This window comes from Actinopolymorpha rutila, assembly GCF_013407855.1.
Taxonomy (GTDB): domain Bacteria; phylum Actinomycetota; class Actinomycetes; order Propionibacteriales; family Actinopolymorphaceae; genus Actinopolymorpha; species Actinopolymorpha rutila.
Map to the genome: position 1 here is coordinate 4,438,572 of NZ_JACBZH010000001.1, position 25,035 is coordinate 4,463,606.

Here is a 25,035-nt window from a genome sequence, read left to right on the forward strand (position 1 = left end):
GGCTGTACCCTCACGTGACTCCTGGCGGTCCCAGGCATCCGGGTGGTCTGCCGAATCACGGCGTCCGGTGGCGACATTCGATCCGGTTCTGGAAGGCATCGTCGAGGCGGCTTGCCGCCTCGTCGGCCGACGCTACGGCGTGTTGATGTTCGATATCGGGGGACTTGTCCCCAAAGTTGTCACCAGCGGCTTTCGGAGTGCTCCGGACGTGAGCTACGACCCCTTGATAACTCAGTTGCACGGTGTCGTCGGCGACGCGAAGGATCCAGTCCGCATCAACGAGCTGTCGAGATACCCAGCCGCCCATCGAACTCTTCGCCGCCACCTTTCGCAGGCCCGTGGTCTCCTCGTGGTTCCGATCCGGAAAGGGGACGACCTTCGCGGGTATCTCTGCGTCGTGTCCGACGAGCAGGAGCAAAAGTTCACCGTCGCCAACGAAACCGCCGTGGCCTCCCTTGTCAACGCCACGTACTGCGCTATCGAGAACGCCACGATCCACGACCGCCAACCCCAACGACGTGGGTGGCCGGACATCGCGGCGGAAATCGCCACACTCCTGCTCGGGGAGGTCGACCTCGATCGGGCCATGCGTTTGGTGACGAAACGCCTGAGGGAGCTCGCCGGTGCCGACTGCACAGCCATTGCCCTGACGGATCCGGCGGACCCGAACGGAACGCTGCGGGGAATCCTGGAGTGGTCCCGAATGTGCGCTGTCCGGATTCGCCTCCCGCGCAGAGGTCTGGTCCGGGAGGTCCTGCAGCGGGGCCAGTCGGTGATTGTCGACGATGTCACCCTCGAGCCCGGTATGGACCTACTTCTTGACTGGGCCGGTGAAGTCGGCCCCATTGGCACGGCGATGTTCATACCGCTTGCAGCCCGCGACGGGTTCGCCGGAGTGCTGTTCTCCGGGTGGCTCCAGAACGCTCCGCTGGCAGAGTGCGCCAAAGCCGAGAAAAGTCTCGTCAGCATCTTCGCCGACCAGGTCACTCCTGTCCTGCAACGCGTAGAGCAACAGCGAATCGGTGTGCAGAGCCGTCTGTTGGAAGACCGCGAACAGTTGGCCGGCAAGCTTTGTGACGTAGCGATGGAACGTATGCTTTCCATCAGCACGCAGTTGCACAGTATCGAGGGACGATCCACCGAGAAGGAGCTACGCGACCGGCTCACTCACGAGGTCGGCCAGCTCGACGACTTGATCCAGCAACTGCGCGCGACGATTTTCGGTGTCGGCGACCCAGGGCCGGAGCTCTCCCCCACCGACAACCTGTCGCAGCCGTCGGTGTCCGATGCTCTACTTCACGAGATCGACTCGTCCCTGGCAATCCTTGGGTTCGTGCCACGACTGGTCCTGTACGGATCCGTCGACGGCATCTCACCCGCACCTGGAGCCGAGCTGATCTGCGCGGTCCGCGAGGCGTTGGCGAGTGCGGCTACCAACTCACCTGGGCATGTCGAGGTGCTTGTCCACGCATCAGAGACGAGCATTGCTCTCAAGGTGACCGACGACGCCCCGCCTCACGCGCCGGATCGCTCGACCTGCCCAACAGAGCTACGGGCCAGGGCCGACCGCCTCGGCGGCACCTGCACGCGCCGGACCGACCGGGACATGCGCACCATGGTCGAATGGACCGTACCCAACCCCTCCGGCTCGACCGTCGGATAGGGCAGCGCCACCACCTGCAGCGTCACTGTCCCGGCCGGGCGTCGATGTGTGTCCTGCCGTTCGGCAGGTCGGCGGTCAGGGCAGGTAGTAGTTCGGGTTCGGCAGCTTGAACGTCCGGTCGGCGTAGCCGCCCTTCAGGTCGCTGTACTGGTCGCCGAAGTTCGCCACGATGTCGTAGCCCAGGGACTCGATGTGCTTACGCGTGGCGGACTTGTAGTGGATCGTCGTGCACGATCCGTTGGGGTCGCCGGCGCAGGCGGTCCGCAGATAGTCGGGGTAGTCGGCGACGGCCGGCTTGGTGAACAGCCCGTCCTCGTCGGCGCTGAGGTCGGTGGGCTTGGGGTAGCCCGCGTCCACCCCGGTCCCGTCGGCGGTGAGGTTGCCCAGCGTGGCGTCCTCCTGGGCGGCCGGGCGGCCGGTCAGGTAGAACACCGCGTAGCCCTCGCGCTCGGCGGTGCGAACGAGGTCGATCATCCCGAAGACCGCGGGGAAGCGCTGCTCGGTGACGAAGGTGGCGTTGGTGGCCGGGTTGTAAGCCCAGTTGCTGAAGATCTCGTAGTTCCAGGTCGCCAGCGTTGTGTCGTCGACGTCGAGGACGATGGCCTTCGTCCCGTGCGTGCGATGCGGCCGGCTCAGCCAGCGCTCGCCCTTGGCCGCGACGGACTCGGCCTCCTTGGCGTAGTTGCTGTCGTTCGCGGCGACGCCGGTGCCGGACGGGTCGCCGTAGTAGTTGCGGATCTGCTGCCGGAGCACGTCGATGTTGGTGATCTGACGTTCCGAGTGCGGGGTGAAGGTCTTGATCGCGGGCTCGGTCGACGCCGCGACCGCGACGCCTCCACCGGCGAGTGACAGGACGGCGAGCACGGCCGCGGTGACGGCGAACCGGCGGGAGGGGTGACGCCAGGACTTCCCGAACACAGTGGTTTCCCATCAGGAGTGAAACGTTGCCTGCGCAACCTAATCCCACGCGGTCGTGGACGCCACTCGGCCGGCCCGGGCTCGGGCGGCGTGTCGTCCGGCCCGGGGTGCGTTGATCAACTGCCGGGTCGAGGGAGTACACAGGGGTGTCACGCCTGGCAGCAGACCGGACCGCTGCAGACCGCACCCGCGACAGACCGGACCCGCGACAAGGAGACTCCCATGGAACCGACGCCGCGCACGGACGAGCAACAACGCGGAACGCGGACCGTCGCCGTACCACCCAAGCAGCGACGCATGGTCGCGGGCGGGGCCATCGGCACGCTGATGGAGTACTACGACTACTACCTCTACGGACTCGCCTCCGCGACCGTCTTCCCCGCGGTGTTCTTCCCCAACTCCAACAGCACGGTGGGCACGCTGGAGTCGTTCGCGACGTTCGCCTTCGGATTCCTCCTGCGACCGATCGGCGGTCTGCTGTTCGGTCACGTGGGCGACCGGATGGGACGCAAGAAGGCGCTGATGATGACGGTCGTCGGGATGGGCATCGTCACCGCCGCCATCGGCCTCATCCCTTCCGCGGACTCCATCGGAGTCGCGGCGCCGATCCTGCTGCTGTTCTTCCGGATGCTGCAGGGCCTGTTCGTGGGCGGTGAGATGGGCGGCGCCGCGTCGCTCGTCGTCGAGCACGCACCGGTGGGCAGACGTGGCCTGTTCGGCGCCCTGCTGATCAGTGGCGCGGGGGTCGCGAACGTCGCATCGGCAGGGTTCATGGCCGCGCTCGGCATCGGCTCCGAAGAGTTCTTCATGACCTGGGGATGGCGCATCCCGTTCCTCTTCGCGCTCGTGCTCGCGGTCATCGCCGTCGTACTCCGTTCCAAACTGGAGGAGTCCGAGGAGTTCAAGGAGCACGCGAGCAACCTCCGGGCGAACCAGGGGAAACAGGCCAAGCGCGAACTCCCGTTGAAGGAGGTGTTCCGACACCCGAAGAACGCCGTACTCGGCATTCTCATCGGCCTGCCGCAGAGCATCGCGGGCTACGTCATCCTCACCTTCGGCCTCGCCTACATGGTGTCGAAGGGCACGCAGGCCCAGGTCGGTTTCATCGGCACGATGATCGTCGGCGCTCTGCAGATCGTCGTCGCGCCGCTGTGGGGAAGCCTGTCGGACAGGATCGGCCGTCGTACGACCTACATCGGCGCGTGCGTCGGCTTCGCGCTGCTGATCTATCCGACCTTCGCGCTCTACCAGACCGACGTGGCGGTGCTCATCTGGCTGGGGATGGTCGTCGGCTTCGTCATCCCCGGGGTGGCGATGCAGGGAACGCTGCAGACGATGCTCGCCGAGATGTTCGACGTGGAGGCCCGCACCACGGGCGTCAACATCGGCTACCAGATCTCCAACACACTCGGCGGAGGCTTCGCACCGCTGATCGCCACGGCGCTGACCGCCGCGTTCGACAGCGTGTGGCCGGTCGTCGTCTACGCCGCCGCGATCGCCGTCATCGGCATCGTCGCCACGGCGTACGCGTCGTTCCGCCCGGACGTGGAGAACGCGCCCCGGCTGGCAGAGCTCTAGGGAACGAGGGCAGCGGTGGCGGCGCTCGTCAGGATCCCTCGACAGACCAGGGTTTCGCTGTCACCCTGACGGCCAGATCAACAACCCCGGCTGGTTGGGGAGGAATCATGCGCCGTCGGATGCGAGCGATGTCGGTCGGGTCGTGCCTCTCGCTCCTCGGGATCCTCGCTCTCACGTCGGCCACGTCGCCTGCGACGCGGGTGGTGGCAGCCGACGTCGCGAACGGCGGCCCTCCCAAGGTGGTCGGCAACTACCACCACCTGGTCGTGATCTACGAGGAGAACCACAGCTTCGACAACCTGTACGGCAGGTGGGGCGAGGTCAAAGGTGAGACTGTCGAGGGTCTGTCCGCCGCCGACCCGGCGCACACCGTTCAGGTCGCGCAGGACGGCACGCCGTTCGCATGCCTGCCGCAGCGGGACGTGAACCTCAAGTCTCCTCCGTTGCCGACCACGTGCACCGACAGCACGCACGGCATCAGTGCGAGCCGGTTCACGAACGCGCCGTTCACCATCGACGACTACATCGCCCCGACCGACAGGACGTGTCCCGCACCGGGTGCGCCCAATCCGGAGGGGATTCTCAAGGACAGCCCCGGCGCAGAGCCCGGCGGCTGCACCCGCGACCTGAACCACCGCTTCTACGAGGAGAAGTACCAACTCGACGGCGGCAGGCAGGACCGCTACGTCACGGGCAGCGATGCCATCGGCCTGGCCATGGGTGTGTACGACACGACACGACTGCCGATCTACCGGTACCTTCACTCCCCCGGTGCGCCGAAGTACGTCGTCGCCGACCACTTCTTCCAGGCGGCGAACGGCGGATCGTTCCTCAACCACCAGTATCTCGTCGCCGCGCGGGCACCGATCGACAGCAGTGGCGGAGCCCTGGGTGCACGGCATTCCGTCGTTGACAGCAACGGGATGCCGGCGTCGTTCCCGCAGTACACCGCAACCCGCCGCGGGGTCGTGAACGGCCAGCTCACGGTGGTGTGTGCCGACGGCTCGAAGGCGGACTTCGACAAGGCCTGCGGTGACTACGCGGTCAACACGGTTCAGCCGTCCAGTCCCCCGGCGAGCAACGGAGTGAAGATCGCTCTGGTCGACGACGCCACCTATCCGAACATCGGCGACCGGCTCAGCGACGCGGGTGTGTCCTGGAACTGGTACGCGGGCGGCTGGGACGACGCCGCAGCCGGCCACCCCGGGCCGCTCTTCCAGTACCACCACCAGCCGCTCAACTACTTCGCCAACTACGCACCAGGACAACCCGGCCGAGCACACCTGCGGGACGAGACGGAGTTCGTCGCCGCGGCGAAGGCTGGCACGCTGCCCAGCGTCAGCTTCGTCAAGCCGTACGGCGCGGAGAACGAACACCCCGGGTACGCGAGCGAGCCCGACGGGAGCGACCACCTCGTCGACCTGCTGGAAGCGGTCGTGAACGGACCGCAGGCCGGCGACACCCTGGTGGTCGTCACCTATGACGAGTTCGGCGGCCAGTGGGACCACGTGTCCCCGCCCGGAGAGGGAAGCCCCACCCCGGGGGTGTACGACGCGTTCGGCCCCGGCACCCGCATCCCCGCGCTGCTGATCAGTCGCTCGCTCCCGCGTTCCGGGGTCGACCACACGGTCTACGACACGACCTCCATCCTGGCCACCATCGAGCGCGGTCTCAGACTGCAGCCCCTGTCCTCGCGTGACGCTCAGGTGGCCGACCTCTCCAGCGCGCTGCGGTCCGTGCGTACACCCTGACCGGAGGTGCCCGTCGTCAGTTCACCGCTCCGACCTTGAGTGCGGTCGTACGCCCGAACTCCTGTGCTCCATCGGTGTTCGCGTCACACCGGGTGGCGATGGAGCTGTCGTCGGTGGGCACGGTGATGATCGCGAACATGTCCGCCCGCCCGAATCCCGGGTCCTTGGCGTCGTACATGAACGTGTCGCCCTCCCCCACCACGAGCGTGCTGCCGTTCACCACGAACAGGCAGGTGTTGTTCGTACCGCTGTCGGTGTCTCCCACCACCTCGATCGGCGACCACACGAGGTACGTTCCCGCGGGCAGGCCGCTCAGCGTGACGACCACGGTCGGCCCGTGGATGGGAACGGATCCGCCCGAGGTCGCCGTGAAGGCGTGGCCCGAGCCCTCCGGCCCTGGCGGGCCCTGAGGTCCCTGCGGCCCTTGAGGTCCCTGGGGGCCGGTCTGACTCCAGTCGAGGGCGGACTCACTCGGCCTGCACGAGCCGCCCGCGGACGGGTCGATCACCCGGAGGGCGCCCTGGGAGGTCTGGTAGCAGCCGTGGATCGTGCCACCCGCGTCCGGGATCGCGGCGTAGGCCGCCGCGCCCACGCCGGCGAGAAGGACGGCTGCGGAGACCACGGTTGCCCGGCCGAGCCACCGTCTGCGCATGAGCATGGCGAACATCTGACTGGCTCCTGCTTTCTGACACCTGTAAGTCGCGACGTGCTGTCGTCGAGGTCAGCACACTCGGCACTCTTTTGCCCGAATCGGCTGCATTCCACTCCGAACGGTGTCCGGAATATTGCTTCGATACCGACCGACTTGTCTCCGGATCCAGATTTACACGAAAGCCAGTTGTTTCCGCCGAAGCTGCTCAGTGGCTGCGCAGTCGAGCCAGGCGGCGTTCGCGGAGTTCCTCCAGAGCGCGCCGTCGGCTGTCGGGGTCGCCGTGGTTCGACGACAGTGGCAGCGCCTTGTACATCCCGCCCTTACCGCGATATCCCAGGTGCTGGTAGAAGCCGACCGCCTCGTCGGCGCCCAGGCCGATCCCGCGCACACCGAGCCTGGTCGCCTCCTGCTCGACGCGTTCGACAAGCCGACGCCCGATCCCTCTTCCCCGGTGTTCGGGAACGAGCGCGATGATCCTTAGGGTCACGTCACAGCCTGGGCCCGCCTCGCCTCCCCTGAAGGCGAGCGCCCCGCCGACCAGGCGTCCGCCGTCCTCGACGACCAGCATCATCGAAGCGTCCTGCGGAAATCGGCGAGCGAGATCGGCGAACCGACGGTCCTCGTGGGTGAACGGCTTCGGGAACTGCGCTCCCAGGACGTCGAAGGCCCCGACAAGCTCCTGCTCCGACTCGACCGAACGAATCACGTACGTCATCGTCGTGATCTACCACGTCGACCGAACTCGACGCATCGCAATATTGTCGCGGCCGTCGCTGGTCCGCCTCACCTGCCTTCGACGAACAGGCACTGTCCGGTGCCCTTGTCCGGAGCACCACTTCCTCTTCATCCGTGAGGCGCATCCTCCACCAGAACTTGATCCCCCTGCGGCTGTACGTGTGTATAGTCAGCTGTACGCACGTACAGTCGGCTCTTCTGGAGTGACCCTTGTGACGCACGTCAGCCCCGATGCGGACGACCTGACCGCACGAGCCCGGATCCGCGACGCCGCGATGCAGCATTTCGGCGAGCACGGTTTCGAGCGCGCGACGATCCGCGGCATCGCCGAGACGGCGGGTGTCTCGTTGGGTCTGGTGCGGCACCACTACGGGTCCAAGCAGGCCCTTCGGGAGGCCTGCGACGCGCACCTCGCACAGGTGATCCACCGACTGAGTGACCAGGTGCGCGCCGGCGCCGAACCCGAAGGCGGCAGCTATGTCGCGGCGGCACGGATCGCGGGAGCGCCGTACCAGGCGTACCTCGCACGCGCTCTCGTCGAGGGCGGCGCCGCAGCGGTGTTCGACGAAATGGTCGAACTCGGTACGCAGTGGCACGCCGACCTGGACCAGGCCCGGACGGACCAGCCGAGCGCCAGTCCCAGGGCTCGGGCCGCGGTGCACACGGCGATGGCGCTTTCGCTCACGGTGCTGCACGAACACGTCTCCCGTTCGATCGGCGTCGACGCACTGAGTCCCGAAGGCGACAACATCGTCGCGCGTGCCCTGATCGACCTCTACTCCCGTCCTCTGCTCAGCAAGGACGACGCCAAGAAGGCGCTCGACGCCATCGAACGGCACGAGAAAACCTAATCCCACAAGGAGATCCGTCATGCCGTACGCCACCACTCCACGGATTCGGCCACTTCCGATCGAGGAGATGGAGCCCGGGCAACGCAAGCTGGCGAAGCTCGGCGCCGACACAGTCGTCCAGGTGCTCGCACGCAACCCCGAGTTGACGAACTCGTTCTCCGGCCTTGGCACCTACCTGCTCGGGCAAGGCACACTGCACCCCCGCATCCGCGAACTCGCGATCCTCCGGGTGGCGCTCCATTGCGAGGCGCCGTACGAATGGGCCAACCACGTGCCGGCCGCCCTCGGCGCCGGCGCGACCGCCGACGAGATCAACGCCCTCTCCGATCCCGGAGCGACCTGGGCGCCCGAGGACGACGCGGTACTCCGGGCCGCCGACGAACTGTGCGCGGACGCGTTCGTCTCCGACACGACCTGGGCCGCGTTGACCGCGACGCGCAACGACGCGGAGATCCTGGAGGTGCTCTTCCTCGTCGGGTACTACCGGATGATGGCCGGCTTCCTGAACTCGGCCGGCGTCCCGGTGAAGCCCGGTCAGCCGGCGCTGGGCGAACGGGTGCTGCCGCCGCAGGCCGCGGAGGTCCCTGTCGCTACCGACCGTCCCAGCAGCGGCAAGATCGGCGCGGACGGCCGCTGGAGCATCACGTTCGTCCACCCGGCCGGGAGCAAGGAGATCATCCTGGATCTGAAGACCTCCGGTGGCGCGGTGTCCGGCACGATGTACGACACCATGCTCGGGGTGACCGCCCCGATCATGTCGGGCACAGTCGACGGCGGGGGCCACCTGGAGTTCACCGCGGAGATGACAGAACCGGCGAGGTTCGACCTCAGCGTGACCGCCTCGATCGACGGTGACATCTTCGCGGGATCGGTGACGATCGCCGGTGGCGGGACGTTCCCCTTCTCCGGCACCCGTACGGACTGAGATACGTCTTCCTGTCACCCGACCGACGTCGGTACTCTCCACCGGTGACCGCGCCTGGCGTTCCCGATCCCGAGATGGCTCACCGCGACCTCTTCTCCGATCCCCATCAGCGGGTCGACATCGCGGACGCACCTCCGGTGGTGGCGACTATCGCAGCAGGCGACCCGATCCGGCTGGCCTGGCGAAACGATCTCGGCGGCAGGACCTACCGCCTGGACCGGGACGACCACACGGAGTACGTCAAGTGGGCACCGGACCACCCCGAGATCGACCTCGAACGCGAGGCACGCAAGCTCGCCTGGGCGGCGCGCTACACCGTCGTACCGGAGGTACTGGGGCACGGACGGGACAGCGACTCCTCGACGTGGCTCCACACGCTGGGGATTCCGGCCATGTCGGCGGTCGCGCCGCGGTGGAAGGCCGAACCACGGCGCGCCGCCCGTGCCATCGGGACCGGACTTCGGATGCTTCATGAGCGGCTTCCGGTGTCGGAGTGTCCGTGGTCCTGGCGAATCAGCGATCGACGCACCCAGATCGCGAACCCCGACGACAGAGTGTTGCTCGACATCGCGCCGGAGGAGGACCACCTGGTCGTCTGCCATGGCGACGCGTGTGTTCCGAACACCTTGATCGGTCCCGACGGCAACTGTGCTGGGCACGTCGACCTGGGCAGCCTCGGCGTTGCCGACCGTTGGGCCGATCTTGCCATCGCGACCTACAGCCTGCCCTGGAACTACTCCCCCGCCTACGAAGACGAGTTGCTGGACGCGTACGGCATCGATCGCGACGACGACCGGATCAGCTACTACCGCCGTCTTTGGGACGCGACCTGAGGCAGGTCAGGGACAGGATTAGCTCGGCGACGGCTTCCGGTGACTGGTGATCGGTTTCGACGACGGTCATGTCGGTGCGGGCGCGGAACGTGCGGTTCAGTTCGAGGAGCGGGGCGCGTTCGCAAGGAGATCCCATCCAGGAGCGTTCGCGGAGGCGTCGGTCGAGTTCGTCGTCGGAGCACACGAGTGCGATGTAGATGATGTGGCCGAGGAAGTGCCGTAGTGCTTGCTGCTCCCACTGGTGGGGCATCGAGTAGCCGACGAGGACCAGGCTGTGGCCTCCCTGTGCCACTCCGACCGCAGTACGCAACCACGTGTCGATGAACCCGAGCCATGCCTCCTCCGAACTGTCGTGCTCGGGGCGGGCGGTGAGGTCGGTGTCCAGCACGACGAGTTCGGTTGGCGAGCGTGTCAGCGCGCGGGAACGACGGCGCGAACCGAGACAGCGAACGCCGCGGGGATGACAGGCTGCGCGAGAGATCAGGCCACGTCCGGCACCTTAGCCCGAATCCACCGATGGGCTGTAGGTGATCGTTTCCGGGGGCGCGTTGCTGCTGGGCTGTGGTTGGGGGCAGGCGCTTTCGCCTGGCCTGGTTGCCAGGTGTCCACGTTCGGGGTTCCGGTTCGCGCCGTAGGAGGCTGGGTGGTCAGGTTGTTGCCGGGGTGGGTGGCCCGCAGGCGTGGGTGAACAGGCGTGTCCACGCGGTTTCCCACGGCCAGGCGGTCGGCAGGTGCAGCGTGATCCGTCGGGCGGAGTGCGCGATGCGTGCGGGGACGGCGATCAGCTTGCGGCGGATCGTGGCCGTGGTCGCGCGGGCCAGCGCCGGCCCGGTGAGAGTGGCCGCGGCGCGGGTCAGGTTGAACGCCATCACGGCCAGGACGAGCCAGGCGGCGTTCGCGGCGAACCGGCCCGAGGGCAGGTGCGCCAGGGCTGAGTTCTTCAGGTCGGCATGGACTTGTTCGATGATCGCGTGGGCTCGGTGGGTCTTGTCCACGGTCACGGTGTCCATCGCCTGGGTGGGCACGGTGGTGAAGAAGGCGTGGAACCGCCACACGTCGAACAGGCCGTCCTGCCCGGGTGTGGTGTTGAGGTCGGGGATGCGGCGGACCACCAGCCGGCCGGGCACCTGGTCGGCCTTCTTCTTCCCGCTGAAGGCGGTGAACGGTAGCTCTGCGACCTGAGCCCGGGAGATCCAGCAGTCGGTGGTCTCGTCATAGACCGCGTGCGGGTACTCGATCGTGTGCCACGCGTCGTCAGCGATGGTGGCGATGGCCTTCTTCACGGGCGTGTCCAGGCGGACGGTGACCGACACCTGCGCGCCCGCGCCGACAGCGGCGGCGATGGTGGGCCGGCCATAGAACGCCGAGTCCGCCCGCACGAGCACAGGGGCCGCAGACGACTCTTCGGTGCCGGCGCCTCGGAGGGTCTTCACGGTCTTCAACGCGTCACGAACCAGGCGTTTCGCGCCGCGTGCGGAGCCGCAGGAGCCTTTGCGGAGCCGCTGCGCCACGATCACCGGTGCGGTCTGCCCGGTGGTGAGCGTGGCCAGCAGGGCGTTCAGGCCGCGCACTCCGGAGTAGCCGAACCCCGCCCCCTGCTTGGCATACCCGTGGACTTCGACGATCGTGTCGTCGATGTCGACGACCGCGTAGTCATTGATGCCGTTGATCCCGGCCACCAGCGGCGTCCTGGTCGCCAGCCCGGTCAGCAGCCGCGAGGCGACCGCATCGAGCTGGCGGACGTGGCCGAAGGTGAACGAGCGCAGGAACGACCCCAGCGTCGACGGCGCATAGGTGCCGGTGAAGACCCGGCCCATCCCACCATGGCGGAGCAGCGCCATGTCGTCGATGCTGTCCGCCCCGGCGACCATCCCACCCACCAGCGACGCCACCTTCGAGCCGGCGTTGGCACCTTTATCGGTCGGCACGCTCAGACATGCATCGACAAGGTCGGCCAACCCAGCCGACTCCGCCAGCCCCATCACCGGGACCAGGCCTGCCGACGACACCAGATTCGGCTCGTCGAACACCGCCGAAGTCGCCGCGAACGTGTGAGACAGTTGCATCTTGCGGATGCCCTTCGTAGTGCCAGAGTTTCGACCTTCGACAAGTCCGATCCTCCAACACACAAGGGCATCCGCTCCTCACGCCACGCTCACACCACCACGCCCATCGGTGAATCCGGGCTTAGCGAAGTTTGGTTCGTGCCGACATCCGCGAGCTTCGGTCCACGGCTCGGATCCCCATGGCAGGTCGACATCCGTTCGGAGATTGTGGTGAACGCCCTCCATCACGTGGAACTCGACCTCCCCGTCGTGCGCACGAAGGGCGCGGACCATGGCCTCCGCCTGGTCGAACGGCACGGTCTCGTCCTCGGTGCCGTGCACGACCTGGAACGGTGGAACACCCGTACGCACGTGGGCTTCGGGACTGGCCAGCCGGCGCAGTTCGGCGGTCTTCGTGGACGGCCCGCCGAAGAGCGCGTCCAGCACTTCGTCCTGCCAGTCTTCCTGCGGCAGTGTGAGGAAGTTGCTCGGGGCACAGCGCACGACCGCCGCCTGAACGGCGCTCGACCATCCAGGTGAGCCACACTCCCCTTCCAGGTCTGCTCGCTCAGCCGTGGTCGCGGCCAACGCGGCAAGCTGCCCACCGGCGGAGTCGCCCCAGACCCCTATCCGATCCGGATCGATGCCGTAGTCGGACGCGTTCGCGCGAAGCCATCGGATCGCAGCCTTGACGTCGTGGATCTGCGCAGGGAACGGCGCCTGGCCACTCATCCGGTAGCTCACGTTGGCGACGACGAAGCCGTGCACGGCAAGATGGGGGCTGTGCCATGGATAGAGGCCGTGCGACCGATCCCCATCTCGCCAGCCTCCGCCGTGCAGATAGACGACCGCAGGTGCTCGCCTCACAGGTTTCGGTGTGGGCATGAGCAGGTCCAGGTAGAGGGCACCCTGCCAGACGGGCAGTCCAGGGACCATTCCGTACCGGACCGGACTTCGAAGCTCCACCGCGTATGGCCTTTCGGGCATCGTCATCAGCATGCCGGCGACGTTAGCGAGGCAGGCTCCCTGCAATCCAAGGCCGACTCCTGTCCACGATCGGCCAACCTCCCGCTGAGCGGACGGCGGGCGGTGAGCGTGGAGGCGCCTGAAATCGCTTGAGGTGTTTGGCGACGTGGGCAAGGCTTGCACCCGCGTGGGGGCAGTCCGAAGGTGAGGTGAACGGCGGGACCACCGGAGACGCCCGTACCGACCGTCGGTGAACTGTCGGCCGACGACACCAAGGTGTGGGACGGCAACCAGTGGGGTCCGCTGTGGCTGCTGCGGGCCCAGATCGTCGAGGCCGCCAAGGCATCCTTCGGCCACGTCGCGCACGCACCTCCGACGTTCATGACCGAAGGGCTCATGAACCAGTCGTGGCGAGTCGATTCGGGCGACGGCACGTACGTGATGCGGGTGAGCCGATCCGACCTCAGCCATGAGCGGGTGGTCTACGAGCACGCCGTGCTCGGCCGGCTTCATCATGAGGTACGGGAAGTCGTACCTGCGATGCCCGGTCTCAACGGCGAGACGCTACAGGCTTGGCGCGGCCGACTTCTGTCGATCTTTCCGTACGTCCACGGCGTCCTGGGCACGGAGGTCGAGGCAGACGTGCGCTGGCCGCAGGTCGCCTCGACCATGGCTCGGATCCACCGTGCCGGCACGGGTCTCGACCGCGGTGCGGCAGACGCCCCGCACACCGTCCTCGACAAACCGACCATGTGGTCGACCGTGCGGCCGGTACTGCAGCGGGACCTGCCGCACACCTCCGAGGTGGTCGAGCTGTTCCGGTTCCTCGACGGCGAGGCCACCGAACTCGAAGCCTGGTTGGAGAATCTGCGAACGTCGGGACGGTTCTTGCCACGCGGTGTGGTGCACGGCGACTTCAACCCACGCAACCTGATCTTCGACCAGGATCAACTCGTCGCGGTCATCGACTGGGAGGGCTGCCACGTCGACGTCCTGGCGTACGAAGCCGCGCTCGCGATCCAAGCGCCGGATCCGATGGCGTTCTGGCGCACGTACCTCGAAGCCGGTGGCCCGCTGACAGCAGCTGACGTCGACCTGCTCGGTGGGCTCGCGCGCATCGGCACGCTCGCCGAGCTCCAGTTCACCACCGACGGCGGCCACCGGAGCAAGCCTTGGGCGGTCGAAGTCCTCCGAGACGTCGCCCATGACCTGCGCCGGCTCCGCGAGCGAACAGCCGGCCTCGGCCTGTGACCGGCGAGAAGGTTCAGAGATCGGTGGAGTCGCCAAGAAGTACCCGCAGCGCTGCCGCGTCCTCCCGCCACTGGTCCTCGGCCAGAAGCACGCTCTTCCCGGCGGGGAGCGGATCGCCGGGAGCGACGTCGTCGACGTAGCGAGCCGTCACGTGCGTGTGCAGGTGAGGAGTCCAGTTCCCCATGGTCAGGTAGTTCAGCTTCAGTGGGCGAAAGTGTCGCTGGATGGCCGAGCCGACGCGCAACACGTCGCGGCCGTACTGTGCGGCCTCATCGAGAGACAGCTCCGTGGGCTCGACGACATGCCGACCACGCCAGACGACGACCGCGTAACCCCGTACCAGTGCACGCCGCATCAGGTAGGTGTCCGCGACCGCGCTGGCAAGTACCCGCGTCCCCGACCTCGTTTCCACCGGCCGGCCCTCGTCGCACAGCTCACACGCGACACCGGCGACTCGTTCGTTCCAGTTGCTCGCCCAAGGCATCAGAACTCCTCACTGCCTGTGCTGTCACCTCAGCTCCTGAACAGCAGCGGTGGTGATGTCGGTGGCGAAGGTACGCAGGTGCGGCCGAACCGCCGCAACCAGGTCGGCCAGCTCGATCACTCGGTCCCGCGTCGAGAGGTCGAGACGGGGATCAGCGCCCACCCGCTGGAATCCACGGGTCAGGCCGTCCTGAGCGACCTCCGACCGGCCGCGGAGAACCTGCTTGATCGCGCCCAATGCGTTCATCAGCGCGCTCTCGTACGGACACCACTCGTCGCCCCGCGCCGACGGGTCATCGTCCACCGAGGTGTCGAACGCGACGGATGCCGCCCACACTTCCAGATCCAGCCGCCACAACAGCGGCAGGCCGTCGAAGCGGACGAACAGTCGCCGCAGGTAGGGCGAACGCTGGTTGTCCGGATCGGACCGGAACGACGCAAGCGGTGCGACGTAAGCCAGCGCGGTGGACACGCAACCGAGGGCCGCGCCGAACTGTTCGTCCGGCACGGCCCAGCCAAGATCGATGTCGCTGTAGACGTCGGCGTTGCCGGCCGCGAGTGACCCACGCAGCTCGGCGGTGGAGCCCGGGATCGCCTCGGCAAGGGTGGCGCGAATCCGGTCGGCGAACGCGAGCCGCTGACCTGGATCCCCCACGAGCCGCAACGTCCCCGGCTCGGGCGAGTTCATCGTGACCCTCCTCCTGCGGGCGTGGGACGCCAGTTGGTGCGTTCCCAGACGTCTCTGTCCCCCAGCCAGTCGAGATACTCGGTGTAGGAGACCACACCCACGTCGATGACCGCCCGGTACACCCAGTATCCGTGAGCTCGAGCCCCCTGGCTGACGGCTTCTTCCTTGATCGCCAGGACAGCGTCGCGCCGGTTCTCGGTGAGCGCCTCTGTCAACGCGTCGGCCAGCTGCCCGGAGGACCGGTCGGCGAGATCGCGGGGGAACAGCCACATGTCGACGTGCCAGGTCTCCTCCGGCGTCAGCTCGTACTCGAGCTTCCAATACAGGCCCTGTGGAGGTCGGTCGCGTTCATCCTTGTACCGCATGGCACGAACCCTCGGCAGCTCCGCGAGTGCGGCGACCACACCGAAGCCGTCCCGGATCGACGGGCTGTCGGCGTAGACCTCCAGATCCACATCAGGTCGTACGACAAGGCCCAACGCGACCGAACCGACGACCACCGGATCGCCGACCGCCTTCCATCGGTCGAGCAGGCTCAGCTCCTCCAGCACCTGCCGAGCCTGCGCCAGGCGAGCATCCGCCCGCGCGGCTCGCTCTTCACGTACTCCCATCAACACCCCCAACGATCCACAACGGCAACACGGAAGTGCATCAGGTCGTGCCCTCGGTCGGCAAGCAATGTGTGGTTGACGGACACGTTTCGGTCGTGGCGAGCTGCTACTGTCCGGGCGGTGATCGTCCACCCGTGGGGATCGTCCACCTGGCGCGACGACGCAGAGCAGTGGGCACATCACCAACTCGACAAGTTGCACATCCGACTGGCGGGGCCGATGACCGACCTGTCGATCCAGCCCTGGTCGGCCGTCTGGCGGATCCCGACCGCTGACGGCGACGTCCTGCTGAAGCAAAGCATCGCGGCCAGGGCCACCGAGGGTTCCGTCCACGCGTTCTGCGCGGACGTCGCACCGGACCACGTGGATCCACCGCTCGCCCTCGACGAATCCAGCGGACGCGTCCTGTTCGCCGACGGGGGGCCGGTGATGAGTGAGACGTGTTCCGACACCCCCGCCGGGATCGCCGCGATGGTCGGCGAGTACGCCCAACTGCAACAGGCCACGATCGGCCACGACGACCGAGCCGAAGCGGCAGGACTCCCGGGCTGGGATCCGGCCGCCGCAGGTCGGGAAGCCGAGAGCCAGGCCGCCGTCCTGCACGCGCTGCCACCATCGGACCCACGACACATGACCACGGCGCAGAAGGCTCAACTGCTGGCAGGCCTCGACGTCTTCCACACATCCGGAACGGCCCTGGCCCAGTCGCCGATCCCGTACACCGTCGAACACGGCGATCTCTGGGCGGGCAACGTGCTGGTCCCCCAGGGTCCGAGTGGGCGTTACCGCTTCATCGACTTCGGGGACGCCGCCTGGACCCATCCGTTCATCTCGCTCATGCCGCTCCTCTTCGGATGTCACCATCGTTGGTTGCCAAGGCCATCTCCGTTCGACCCGAACCACCCCGCTCTGCAGTTGCTCATCGAGACCTATCTACGACACTGGACCGAGTACGCCGACCTTCCGGAGCTGACGGAGACGCTCCACCACGCCCTCCGGGTCGCACCACTCAGGCGAAGCCGGGCGCTGATCACGAACATGGACCGCGCTACGTCGGAGGACGTCGACGAGCTCGGCCCACTCCCGTGGGCCTGGCTGCAAACTGCGATCTCACCTCCAGCCTCGTAGTCACCGACGGGCGCTGACGGCGCGGATCCCGGCAGGAACCAGGTGGCCGTGAGTGGACGTGCTCACGTGTGTGACGTTTCCTTGACACTCCGCGAGGTCCGGCCTAGCTTGTGGCCGCGTTCAGAGTCACCCGAATCACCAGCCCCAGCAGGGTTCTCACTGGTTCCACCGCCGGTTTCACTCCGCACGATCGCTGGAGACATCCATGAGCGGCAACGGTGATACGCGCACACCTCGACCCACCCGTAGGAGCGTCGTCGCGGCCGGAGGGGCAGTCGCCGGTGCCGCACTCGCCGGCGGATCGGCACTCACCTGGGCAACTCCCGCCTCGGCGGCGGACAGGCGGATCCGGCTCGCGGACAATGGCCACGCGCGTTACCAGATCTACTGCGGCCCCGACGAGGACGCCACGACTCGGCACGCGGCCGACGAGCTGGCCCACTACCTGAATGCCATCACCTCGGCGACGTTTCGGGTCGTCGTGTCCGACGACCCGCCGGACGACGCGGAGGTTCTGGTCGTCGGGCAAAAGAACTCCCTCCTGCGTCGCTTCGGGAACCTCGACCCAACAGGCCTCGGAGAGGACGGCTTCGCCCTGCGTACGCGCGGACAGGCCGTCCTGATCGCCGGCGCCAACTCCCGCGGAACCCTATACGGCGTCTACTGGATGCTCGACCGTCTCCTAGGGGTGCGGTGGTTCTCCGCCGAGTTCACGGTCGTCCCTCACGCTCGCACGCTCGAGGTCTCCGCTGCACAGCTCAACGGCGACCAACTGCCGCGGTTCACCTACCGGCAGATGTACGCAGGTGACGCAGCGGATCCCGCCTACCGGCACCACAACCTGCTGAACGGCAACCGCGGTTGGGACGACGCAGAAATCCCAACCCCACTTGACACCTGGTCGACGTACTGGCCGGCGACGCCTTTCGGCGGAACGTGGCGGACGATGGTTCCCGACCAGACGCTGTGGTCCGGCGGGCAGATCCTGGCCATGGACGAACGTACCCGTCAGATGGCGGCGGACAACCTGGCCGCCACGATCCGCAAGCGCATCGCCGACGGACTCGATCCTTCCAGCGGCTTCGACCAGCAGGACGCCGACTGGCAGCCCGACCCCGCGAGCAAGAAGTTCGTCGACCAGCACGGCGGCTCGCTCTCCGCCGCGGTGGTGGATCTGGCCAACGATGTGGTCACCCGCGTCCGGAAGCAGATTCCGCAGGCACGCATCAGCACGCAGGCGTACTGGTTCAGCTTCGCTCCCCCGACCGGCATCAAGCTCGACGACGCCGTCGTACTGACCGTCGCGCCGATTCAGGCGAACTTCGCGCACTCGCTGTTCGCCGACGACAATGCCGAGATCGGCCGGCAGATCCAGACCTGGTGCGGGCTCGCGAACAACATCGTCGTGTGGGACTACCTGATCGACTTCGCGTCCTACATCCAGCCCTTCCCCGACTACTGGGCGATGGCCGACGGGATCCAGACGATGGCCGCCCACCCGCAGGTGCAGGGGTACTTCGGCGAGCACGCCTACAACGCCGTCGGAAGCGAGTTCGTTCACCTCCGCACCTGGGTGCTCGGGCGCCTGCTCTGGGATCCGCACCAGGACACGGATCGGTTGATCCGCGAGTTCCTCCGCGGCTACCACGGCCCGGCCGCGACGTACGTCTACCGCTACATGCGGCTGCTCCGCCAGTCGGTCGAGGACACCAGCACCCGCCTAACCGTCAGCGCGTCACCGGCCTCGCCGTACCTCAACTTCGACACGATGGTGGCCGCCGACGACCTGATGGCCCAGGCCGAGTCGGCCGTACGCGAAAGTGCCGACTTCCGCAAGCACGTCCAGGCCGTACGACTCGGCGTCGACTACGTGATCCTGCTGCGGACGTCGGAGTTCCAGCGGACCGCCCGCGAACGCGGAGCCGACTGGGACCCCGACACGCAGAACCGCCTCGACCGATTCGGGGAGGAGATGCACGCCGCCGGACTCACCCGGTACAGCGAGGGGGGCGGCACTCCGGAGGACCTGCTGCGCCAGTTGCGGATCGCCACCGCACCGGCGACCCCGCCCGCCACCGTCGCGGGCCTTCCTCCGGAGGACTGGGCCGACTACCAGGAGCCGGCGCTGCGTCTGTACGCGCCGGTCACCACCATCCTCGACGACCCCGCCGCTTCCAACGGCTACACCGTACGGATGCCCGGCAACCGGTCGGACTGGGGCGTCCAGCTCCCGCTCGACTCGCTACCGACCACCGGAACCTGGAAGGTGTATGCCACCGTCCGCGCCGACACCGGAACGGCCGCTCCCGATGCGGCTGCGATGGTGGCGGGGGTGTACCCGCCGTTCGGAAACGAACGAACCATCAAGGTTTCGGAGGTGGCGGACGGGAAGTATCACGAGCTCCAACTGCCGGGCGTCTACGAGTACGACGCCGCCAATCCGAAGTACGTCTGGATCGCGCCGCCGAACTCCTCCGACATCGCCTATGTCTACGTCGACCGCGTGTTCGTCGTCCGGGCGTAGGCGAGCGGGAGAGCGGTACCTACTCACTGACAGCGAACACCCCTGTTTCCGCCGTCGCCGCGCGCACCGAACTCTCGCTGCGAACGATTCGCCACTACGAGGAGGCCGGGCTCGTCGTTCCGTCCGCGCGCTCCCAGGGACGTTTCGCCTCTACACCGAGCAGGACGTGCAGCGGCTGATCGTGATCCGCCGGATGAAGCCACTCGGCTTCTCCCTGGACCAGATGCGCGATCTGCTCGACGTCACCGACCGCCTGGACAGCGGGGATCCGGTCGCCGCGGACGAGCGGCGCGAGCTACTGAGGCGGCTGCGCGAGTACGAAACCGCAAGCCAGGAACGCGTCACCGAACTCCGCGTACAACTGGCGCGCGCGGAGGACTTCGCGAAGACGCTCGCGGAGCGGATCGACCGGGCCGTGGCGCCGGAGGACTGACCGCGCTCTCACCGGCGGCTCGGACCCTACGCCTACAGCTGTCCGCGTACGCCTGGCTCGCTCGTCACCTGCTCGACGTCGACGCCGGTCGCCGCGGCTTCGGACGTACGGGCGCCTCCGCGGCGCAGCAACGGAGGAACGCCGCGCCCGCGCGCGTCCTGGTAGAGGGCAGCGAACGCACAGTAGAGCGCACAGGCGCACACCACCAGGCCGACGACGCCGGTGACGGTCCTCCACGTCGGTGAGGCGGTCAGCTGGTAGATCCCGGTGAGCAGGAACCGCAGACCCGCGAGCACGAGCACGAGGCTCGGGAGGACCTTGTCCGGCAACCCGACGACGGCGGGAGCCCACAGCAGCACACTGGCGCCCACCAGCAGGACGCCGAGGCCGGCACTCGTCGCGCCCGGCGTGGCGGTCAGCTTGTCCACGGCGACGGCGGCCCACGTGCCGGCGAGCACGCCGAGCGCGGTGGAGACCACCGGGTCACGTGCGAGACAGGAGACCACGGAGCCGACGAACTGCAGCGAGACCACGACCAGGAGCAGGCCGTACGCCACCTCGTGCCCCTCGGCCGCCGGGATCCACCCGAGTTCGAGGGACGCGAGCAGCACGCTCGCCATCGCCAGGCCGAGGAAGCCGGCCGGCAGCGGTGTCGCGACCGGCCGCAACATCACGTTGACGTGTGGAACGCGCCCCACGCCGTCGTCTCTCGTAGCCATCGCAGCGGTGTACCCATGGCGGTCGTCCGGAAAACCGCCGGCCCCGCTCCCCGCCACCGCGAGCCGCCGCGACCGCCGCTCGGACCGTTTCATGATCCCGGCGTGGGGCATCACCAGCCAACCGAGAATCTGCGGAGAGGTGTCCCATGGTCTCGTCCAGCGTGCGCGTGCGGCGGCCGCCGCGGCGGCTCTACCTACGGATCTTCTTCACCGGTCTCCTGCTGTGGCTGATCGCCGTCGCCGTGACTCTGCTGACCTCGAACGCGAACCTGGTACCCACGGTGGTGCTGCTCGGCAGCTTCCTGGTCCCGGTGTCCTTCGTCGCGTGGGCGTTCGAACGCTGGCGGGACGAGGACGTGACCACCGAACTGGTGGTCACGGCGTTCGTTCTCGGCGGTCTGCTCGGCGTCTTCGGCGCGTCGCTGCTGGAGTCGTACGTCCTCCACCCCTCGCCCCTGTTGTTCCTCGGCGTCGGGCTGATCGAGGAGGGCGTGAAGCTCGCGGCGCTCGTCTTCGTCACCCGCCACATGGCACGGCGGCACACCAGGGACGGCGTCGTGCTGGGGGCGGCGGTGGGATTCGGGTTCGCGGCGTTCGAGAGTGCGGGATACGCCTTCAACGCGATGATCACCGAGAAGGGGCTGTCCCTGCCCGACCTGGTCCAGACCGAACTCCTGCGTGGCGTCCTGGCACCGGTCGGGCACGGGCTGTGGACCGCGATCCTCGGTGGTGTGCTCTTCCGCGCGGCCCGCAGCGGCCGCGTCCACTACCTTCGCGGCGCGCTGCCCGTCACGTACCTCTGGGTGGCGATCCTGCATGCCCTGTGGGACTCGATGCACTCGATCGCACTCGCCCTGACCTTCGTTCTGACCGGGGTCTCGGCGAGCAGCTTCATGCAGACGGGATACCTGCCGAAGCCCACCGCGGACCAGATCCGGTTGTTCACCATCCTGTCCATCGGCGGCCTCGCGTTCGTCTCCGTCCTCGGCCTCGCGACGCTGGTCGCGACGTGGCGCAAGGGCAGGGGCGAACGGACTCAGCCGTCGCTGCGCAGGTCGCGCACGTAGGCCACCGCCTGCTCGACGTCGTGGGCGGTCCACGAACTCGCGCCGTCGGCGGCCGGGTGCGCGAGGTTGTCCCGGCCCTCGTCGTTGAGGTACTTCTGCATGCTGGTGGGCAGCTTGGTGCCACGGGCGTCAGGACGCCCGACCGTGATCCACCGCAGGTGACCGTCCTGACCGACGATCAGGACGACGTCCTGGTGGTGCACGTCGTAGGGGTGCTCGACCGGCCTGCCGGTCAGCCAGTCGCGTACCGGCTCCTTGGTCGGGACCTTCTCGGTGGTCACCCCGAGCGCCTTCCACATCGCGGTGATCCGCGCCGGTTTGCCGGTGACCAGCAGCCAGTTGGGCAGCGCGCCGTACAACTTCGCGTAGGCGTGCAGCCGGCGTACGGTGTCGCGGGCGGGGTCGACCGTCAGCTCCACGAAGACGACCTTGGCCGACGAACCGGAACGCCGAGCCGCCTGAGCCGCCTGGTGGAGGTTCTCGCTGGTCATCGGGCAGGTTTCCTGGCACATGGTCAGCAGCGGCGCCAGGACGACGGTCCTGCCCCGCAGGGATCCCAGGCTCAGGTGCCGGCCGTTCTGGTCGGTCAGCGCGGTGCTCGCCGCGGTCGCGGGCAGCGGCTGGTCCATCGTGTTGCCGGTGGCCACCATCTTCGCGGCCTCGGGCGCGTTCTGGCTGTCGGGCGTACGCCCGGCCCGGCCGGAGGTGTCCGCTCCCCCGCCGCAGCCGGCGACTCCGGCCGCCGCGACGGCGAGCGCCGCCAGAACGCCGACGGTATGACGCACGGTCACCAACCGCAGGCGCACAGCGCAGGACCTTCCTTCCCGGGGACGTCAGCGCGCCGATGCTACCTCCGGAACCTGGTCACCCGACGAGACCGGGCTGCCTGTGTGGGGCAGGCGCGAGGATGTCGATCGCGGCCACCGAGCGGCGCATGGGGCCGCACCCGAGTGGGTACGTCGCGGCCGACCACCCAGCACGGCCGGCGAGCCTGCCCTCGGAGAGGAGACGTGCATGGCTGTCGCGACGGACGTACCCGTGACCGAGGTCGAGACGCGTACCTACACCGTCCCCACCGACGCACCCGAAGGCGACGGCACCCTCGCCTGGGACTCGACCACCATGGTCCTTGTCCGCCTCACCGGCGGCGGCCACACCGGGATCGGCTGGACCTACGGGCCGCCGGCCGCCGCCGACGTCATCCGCGGCGAACTCGCCGACGTCGTACGCGGCCGAAGCTGTCTGGACGTCCAGTCCGGCTACCACGCGATGGTGGCCGCCGTACGCAACGCCGGGCGTCCGGGCCTGGTCTCGATGGCGATCGCCGCCGTGGACACCGCGTGGTGGGACCTGCGGGCGAGGGTGCTGGGCCTTCCCCTGCACCGACTGCTCGGCGCCGAGGCCGGTGCACCCGTACCCGTCTACGGCAGCGGCGGCTTCACGACGTACGACGACCGCCAACTTGTACGGCAGTGCGAGGAGTGGGGGCGGCTCGGCGTCTCGTACGCCAAGATCAAGATCGGTGAGTCGTGGGGCGCGAACACCGCCCGCGACCTCGCCCGCATGCGCCTGGCCCGACAGACCCTCGGGGAGGACGTCGAACTCTTCGTCGACGCCAACGGCGCGTTCGCGCCCAAGCAGGCCGTGCGCCTCGCCGCCGCTGCCGAGGACCTGCGGCTCACGTGGTTCGAGGAGCCGGTCACCTCCGACGACCTCGACGGGCTGCGCTGGGTCCGCGAGCACGTGGGGCCGGACGTGACGGCCGGCGAGTACGGCTACGACCTCACCTACTTCGAGCGCATGTGCGCGGCCGGTGCGGTCGACTGCCTCCAGGTGGACGTCAGCCGGTGCGGCGGAATCACCGAGTGGCAGCGGATCACCGCCGTCGCCGCCGCCCACCACCTGCCGGTCTCGGCCCACTGCGCGCCGGCCCTGCACCTGGCGGTCGCGGCGGCGACGCCACACCTGCGGCACGTGGAGTACTTCCACGACCATGTGCGGATCGAGTCGATGTTCTTCGACGGCCCGGTGACGGCGACCGACGGTGCCCTGCACCCCGGCGACGGCCCGGGCAACGGGCTCTCGTTCAGGGAGTCGGACGCGGAGAAGTTCCGCGTGGGCTGAGCCGCGTGAGCTGAGTGAGCTGATCAGCCGGGCCGGGCAGCGCGGTTCTCAAGTTCTTCTTAGAACGCAATAGTTGCGAATGTGCATACATCCTCTAGCGTGGGAGACGGCCGCCACAGGACACGGGGAGGCGCATCGCGCCGCGGTGCGACGGCGGCCTCGGCAGGTACGGCACGACCACGAGGACGATGCCCATGGACCAGCCCCCGACCGCCTCCGCCGGCGATCCGGGCGTCACGCCGCCCGACGATCCCCGGGAACGCGAGACCGCGCGTCTCTACCATCGGCTCGCCGCCGACCCGAACTCCGAGCCGCTGCGAAGACAGGTGTACGACGAGGTCGTCTGCAGGCACCTCGACCTCGCACGCGCACTGGCGAGGAGGTTCCGTGGCCGCGGCATCGCCGACGACGACCTCGAGCAGGTGGCGTACACCGCGCTGGTGCAGGTGGTGCACAGCTACGACGTGAGCCACGGCGAGGGTTTCCTGGCGTTCGCCGTCCCGAGCATCACCGGCACCCTGAAGCGGCACTTCCGCGACCGCGGCTGGACGGTCCGGCCGCCCCGGCGCCTGCAGGATCTGCAGCTGCGGATCCGCGGCGCGGAGGAGGACCTGGGCAACCGGCTGGGGCGCTCCCCGCGGCCCAGGGAGCTCGCCGAGCATCTCGGCGCCGATCTCGGCGAGGTCATCGAGTCGCTCACCGCGTACGCCTGCTTCTCCCCCGCCTCGCTGGACCACCCTCTGGGCAACGACCCGGACCCCGACGGGCCGACCCTGGGCGACCGGCTGGTGTCCGCCGCGGACGAACTGGCCGCCGCGGAAGCGAGAACCGTCCTCCGCCCGGTCGTCTCCCGGCTGAACCCGAGGGACAAGAAGATCCTGCGGCTGCGCTTCTTCGAACAACGCACCCAGCAGGAGATCGCCGACGTCATCGGGGTCAGCCAGATGCAGGTGTCCCGGCTCATCAACCGCATCCTGCGTGACCTGCGAACCGGCATCACCGGCGACGAGTCCGCCGGCCTGAACGGCGTGAACCGCATGAACGGCATGAACCGCATGAACGGCAGGGCCGCCAGCGGCTGACGTCGGCC

24 protein-coding genes and 1 pseudogene are annotated in these 25,035 nt (G+C 68.1%); 14 read left to right on the forward strand and 11 right to left on the reverse strand.

Annotated elements, in window-relative coordinates:
* The first annotated feature begins 67 nt into the window (after positions 1–67).
* The gene (locus tag F4554_RS19765) at positions 68–1,663 is read left to right on the forward strand and encodes a GAF domain-containing protein (protein WP_179788945.1); all 1,596 of its coding nucleotides are present in this window, start codon (positions 68–70) and stop codon (positions 1,661–1,663) included.
* A gap of 75 nt (positions 1,664–1,738) precedes the next feature.
* On the opposite strand, the gene F4554_RS19770 is transcribed toward F4554_RS19765, so the two are convergent.
* A complete protein-coding gene (locus F4554_RS19770; protein WP_179788946.1) occupies positions 1,739–2,581 on the reverse strand; it encodes an HAD family acid phosphatase in 843 nt (280 codons plus the stop codon).
* A gap of 222 nt (positions 2,582–2,803) precedes the next feature.
* On the opposite strand from F4554_RS19770, the gene F4554_RS19775 reads away from it, so the two are divergent.
* Both F4554_RS19775 and F4554_RS19780 read left to right on the forward strand, forming a co-directional pair.
* Complete coding sequence (locus F4554_RS19775) at positions 2,804–4,159, forward strand: MFS transporter (RefSeq protein WP_179788947.1); 1,356 nt, start codon at positions 2,804–2,806, stop codon at positions 4,157–4,159.
* A gap of 128 nt (positions 4,160–4,287) precedes the next feature.
* A complete protein-coding gene (locus F4554_RS19780; RefSeq protein ID WP_202889375.1) occupies positions 4,288–5,910 on the forward strand; it encodes an alkaline phosphatase family protein in 1,623 nt (540 codons plus the stop codon).
* A 16-nt stretch (positions 5,911–5,926) separates the two neighbouring features.
* Here F4554_RS19780 and F4554_RS19785 read toward each other — a convergent pair whose 3' ends face one another.
* A complete protein-coding gene (locus F4554_RS19785; protein WP_179788948.1) occupies positions 5,927–6,577 on the reverse strand; it encodes a hypothetical protein in 651 nt (216 codons plus the stop codon).
* Positions 6,578–6,767: 190 nt separating this feature from the next.
* On the reverse strand, positions 6,768–7,277 hold the full coding sequence (locus F4554_RS19790) for a GNAT family N-acetyltransferase (protein WP_179788949.1): 510 nt from the start codon (positions 7,275–7,277) through the stop codon (positions 6,768–6,770).
* Between the two features lie 223 nt (positions 7,278–7,500).
* Here F4554_RS19790 and F4554_RS19795 point away from each other — a divergent pair, with 223 nt between their 5' ends.
* From F4554_RS19795 to F4554_RS19805, 3 genes are read left to right on the forward strand one after another with little or no spacing between them, the layout of a single operon-like run.
* Positions 7,501–8,148 carry a TetR/AcrR family transcriptional regulator gene (locus F4554_RS19795; RefSeq protein ID WP_337796115.1) on the forward strand — a complete coding sequence of 216 codons (648 nt, stop codon included), beginning with the start codon at positions 7,501–7,503 and terminating at the stop codon, positions 8,146–8,148.
* Positions 8,149–8,167: 19 nt separating this feature from the next.
* The gene (locus F4554_RS19800) at positions 8,168–9,073 is read left to right on the forward strand and encodes a carboxymuconolactone decarboxylase family protein (protein ID WP_179788950.1); all 906 of its coding nucleotides are present in this window, start codon (positions 8,168–8,170) and stop codon (positions 9,071–9,073) included.
* A gap of 44 nt (positions 9,074–9,117) precedes the next feature.
* Positions 9,118–9,906 carry a phosphotransferase gene (locus F4554_RS19805; RefSeq protein WP_202889376.1) on the forward strand — a complete coding sequence of 263 codons (789 nt, stop codon included), beginning with the start codon at positions 9,118–9,120 and terminating at the stop codon, positions 9,904–9,906.
* Here F4554_RS19805 and F4554_RS19810 read toward each other — a convergent pair.
* From F4554_RS19810 to F4554_RS19820, 3 genes are all read right to left on the reverse strand, one after another.
* Entirely contained in the window at positions 9,872–10,294 is a 423-nt protein-coding gene (locus tag F4554_RS19810) for a hypothetical protein (protein WP_179788951.1), read from the reverse strand. The two genes, F4554_RS19805 and F4554_RS19810, sit on opposite strands and share 35 nt — an antisense overlap.
* Positions 10,295–10,553: 259 nt before the next feature.
* Positions 10,554–11,972 (reverse strand): IS1380 family transposase, encoded by a 1,419-nt coding sequence (locus F4554_RS19815; protein WP_179785658.1) that lies wholly within the window; start codon positions 11,970–11,972, stop codon positions 10,554–10,556.
* 78 nt (positions 11,973–12,050) lie between these two features.
* Positions 12,051–12,950, reverse strand: a complete 900-nt coding sequence (locus F4554_RS19820; protein ID WP_337796116.1) for an alpha/beta hydrolase fold domain-containing protein — start codon at positions 12,948–12,950, stop codon at positions 12,051–12,053.
* A 243-nt stretch (positions 12,951–13,193) separates the two neighbouring features.
* On the opposite strand from F4554_RS19820, the gene F4554_RS19825 reads away from it, so the two are divergent.
* Positions 13,194–14,168: a phosphotransferase gene (locus tag F4554_RS19825; RefSeq protein ID WP_179788953.1), complete on the forward strand. Its 975-nt coding sequence runs from the start codon at positions 13,194–13,196 to the stop codon at positions 14,166–14,168.
* Positions 14,169–14,181: 13 nt separating this feature from the next.
* Here the strand turns inward: F4554_RS19825 and F4554_RS19830 are convergent, their stop codons facing one another.
* Genes F4554_RS19830 through F4554_RS19840 form a run of 3 tightly spaced genes read right to left on the reverse strand, consistent with a single transcriptional unit; the run spans position 14,182 to position 15,950 of the window.
* A complete protein-coding gene (locus F4554_RS19830) occupies positions 14,182–14,652 on the reverse strand; it encodes an HIT family protein (protein ID WP_179788954.1) in 471 nt (156 codons plus the stop codon).
* A gap of 24 nt (positions 14,653–14,676) precedes the next feature.
* Positions 14,677–15,339 (reverse strand): hypothetical protein, encoded by a 663-nt coding sequence (locus tag F4554_RS19835; RefSeq protein ID WP_179788955.1) that lies wholly within the window; start codon positions 15,337–15,339, stop codon positions 14,677–14,679.
* Positions 15,336–15,950, reverse strand: coding sequence for a hypothetical protein (locus tag F4554_RS19840; protein ID WP_179788956.1), 615 nt, complete (start codon positions 15,948–15,950; stop codon positions 15,336–15,338). Before F4554_RS19840 ends, F4554_RS19835 begins: the two co-directional genes overlap by 4 nt.
* A 120-nt stretch (positions 15,951–16,070) precedes the next feature.
* Between F4554_RS19840 and F4554_RS19845 the strand changes: the two genes are divergently transcribed.
* The 4 genes and pseudogenes from F4554_RS19845 to F4554_RS19855 all read left to right on the forward strand — a co-directional run.
* On the forward strand, positions 16,071–17,078 hold the full coding sequence (locus F4554_RS19845; RefSeq protein WP_179788957.1) for a phosphotransferase: 1,008 nt from the start codon (positions 16,071–16,073) through the stop codon (positions 17,076–17,078).
* A gap of 205 nt (positions 17,079–17,283) precedes the next feature.
* On the forward strand, positions 17,284–19,602 hold the full coding sequence (locus tag F4554_RS19850) for a DUF4838 domain-containing protein (protein ID WP_179788958.1): 2,319 nt from the start codon (positions 17,284–17,286) through the stop codon (positions 19,600–19,602).
* A gap of 26 nt (positions 19,603–19,628) precedes the next feature.
* Positions 19,629–19,781, forward strand: coding sequence for a MerR family DNA-binding transcriptional regulator (locus F4554_RS34230; protein ID WP_476495512.1), 153 nt, complete (start codon positions 19,629–19,631; stop codon positions 19,779–19,781).
* Positions 19,760–20,035: pseudogene (locus F4554_RS19855) on the forward strand (MerR family DNA-binding protein); the annotation flags it as partial. The gene F4554_RS34230 and the pseudogene F4554_RS19855, both read left to right, overlap by 22 nt.
* A gap of 32 nt (positions 20,036–20,067) precedes the next feature.
* On the opposite strand, the gene F4554_RS19860 reads toward F4554_RS19855, so the two are convergent.
* Positions 20,068–20,754 carry an acetate uptake transporter family protein gene (locus F4554_RS19860; protein ID WP_179788959.1) on the reverse strand — a complete coding sequence of 229 codons (687 nt, stop codon included), beginning with the start codon at positions 20,752–20,754 and terminating at the stop codon, positions 20,068–20,070.
* 146 nt (positions 20,755–20,900) lie between these two features.
* Between F4554_RS19860 and F4554_RS19865 the strand changes: the two genes are divergently transcribed.
* Positions 20,901–21,821: a PrsW family intramembrane metalloprotease gene (locus F4554_RS19865; RefSeq protein ID WP_179788960.1), complete on the forward strand. Its 921-nt coding sequence runs from the start codon at positions 20,901–20,903 to the stop codon at positions 21,819–21,821.
* Here the strand turns inward: F4554_RS19865 and F4554_RS19870 are convergent.
* Positions 21,791–22,627: an SCO family protein gene (locus F4554_RS19870; RefSeq protein ID WP_179788961.1), complete on the reverse strand. Its 837-nt coding sequence runs from the start codon at positions 22,625–22,627 to the stop codon at positions 21,791–21,793. The genes F4554_RS19865 and F4554_RS19870 overlap by 31 nt on opposite strands.
* Before the next feature lie 208 nt (positions 22,628–22,835).
* On the opposite strand from F4554_RS19870, the gene F4554_RS19875 reads away from it, so the two are divergent.
* Both F4554_RS19875 and F4554_RS19880 read left to right on the forward strand, forming a co-directional pair.
* Positions 22,836–23,945 (forward strand): enolase C-terminal domain-like protein, encoded by a 1,110-nt coding sequence (locus F4554_RS19875; protein WP_179788962.1) that lies wholly within the window; start codon positions 22,836–22,838, stop codon positions 23,943–23,945.
* Between the two features lie 194 nt (positions 23,946–24,139).
* Positions 24,140–25,027 carry a sigma-70 family RNA polymerase sigma factor gene (locus F4554_RS19880; RefSeq protein ID WP_179788963.1) on the forward strand — a complete coding sequence of 296 codons (888 nt, stop codon included), beginning with the start codon at positions 24,140–24,142 and terminating at the stop codon, positions 25,025–25,027.
* Positions 25,028–25,035 lie beyond the last annotated feature (8 nt).

Coding starts and splice junctions, on each gene's coding strand:
- F4554_RS19835 (WP_179788955.1), bottom strand. CDS start 15,339: ATGAACTCGCCCGAGCCGGGGACGTTGCGGCTCGTGGGGGATCCAGGT.
- F4554_RS19800 (WP_179788950.1), top strand. CDS start 8,168: ATGCCGTACGCCACCACTCCACGGATTCGGCCACTTCCGATCGAGGAG.
- F4554_RS19830 (WP_179788954.1), bottom strand. CDS start 14,652: ATGCCTTGGGCGAGCAACTGGAACGAACGAGTCGCCGGTGTCGCGTGT.
- F4554_RS19860 (WP_179788959.1), bottom strand. CDS start 20,754: ATGGCTACGAGAGACGACGGCGTGGGGCGCGTTCCACACGTCAACGTG.
- F4554_RS19875 (WP_179788962.1), top strand. CDS start 22,836: ATGGCTGTCGCGACGGACGTACCCGTGACCGAGGTCGAGACGCGTACC.
- F4554_RS19790 (WP_179788949.1), bottom strand. CDS start 7,277: ATGACGTACGTGATTCGTTCGGTCGAGTCGGAGCAGGAGCTTGTCGGG.
- F4554_RS19815 (WP_179785658.1), bottom strand. CDS start 11,972: ATGCAACTGTCTCACACGTTCGCGGCGACTTCGGCGGTGTTCGACGAG.
- F4554_RS19775 (WP_179788947.1), top strand. CDS start 2,804: ATGGAACCGACGCCGCGCACGGACGAGCAACAACGCGGAACGCGGACC.
- F4554_RS19880 (WP_179788963.1), top strand. CDS start 24,140: ATGGACCAGCCCCCGACCGCCTCCGCCGGCGATCCGGGCGTCACGCCG.
- F4554_RS19820 (WP_337796116.1), bottom strand. CDS start 12,950: ATGCTGATGACGATGCCCGAAAGGCCATACGCGGTGGAGCTTCGAAGT.
- F4554_RS19780 (WP_202889375.1), top strand. CDS start 4,288: ATGTCGGTCGGGTCGTGCCTCTCGCTCCTCGGGATCCTCGCTCTCACG.
- F4554_RS19850 (WP_179788958.1), top strand. CDS start 17,284: ATGAGCGGCAACGGTGATACGCGCACACCTCGACCCACCCGTAGGAGC.
- F4554_RS19840 (WP_179788956.1), bottom strand. CDS start 15,950: ATGGGAGTACGTGAAGAGCGAGCCGCGCGGGCGGATGCTCGCCTGGCG.
- F4554_RS19785 (WP_179788948.1), bottom strand. CDS start 6,577: ATGTTCGCCATGCTCATGCGCAGACGGTGGCTCGGCCGGGCAACCGTG.
- F4554_RS19865 (WP_179788960.1), top strand. CDS start 20,901: ATGGTCTCGTCCAGCGTGCGCGTGCGGCGGCCGCCGCGGCGGCTCTAC.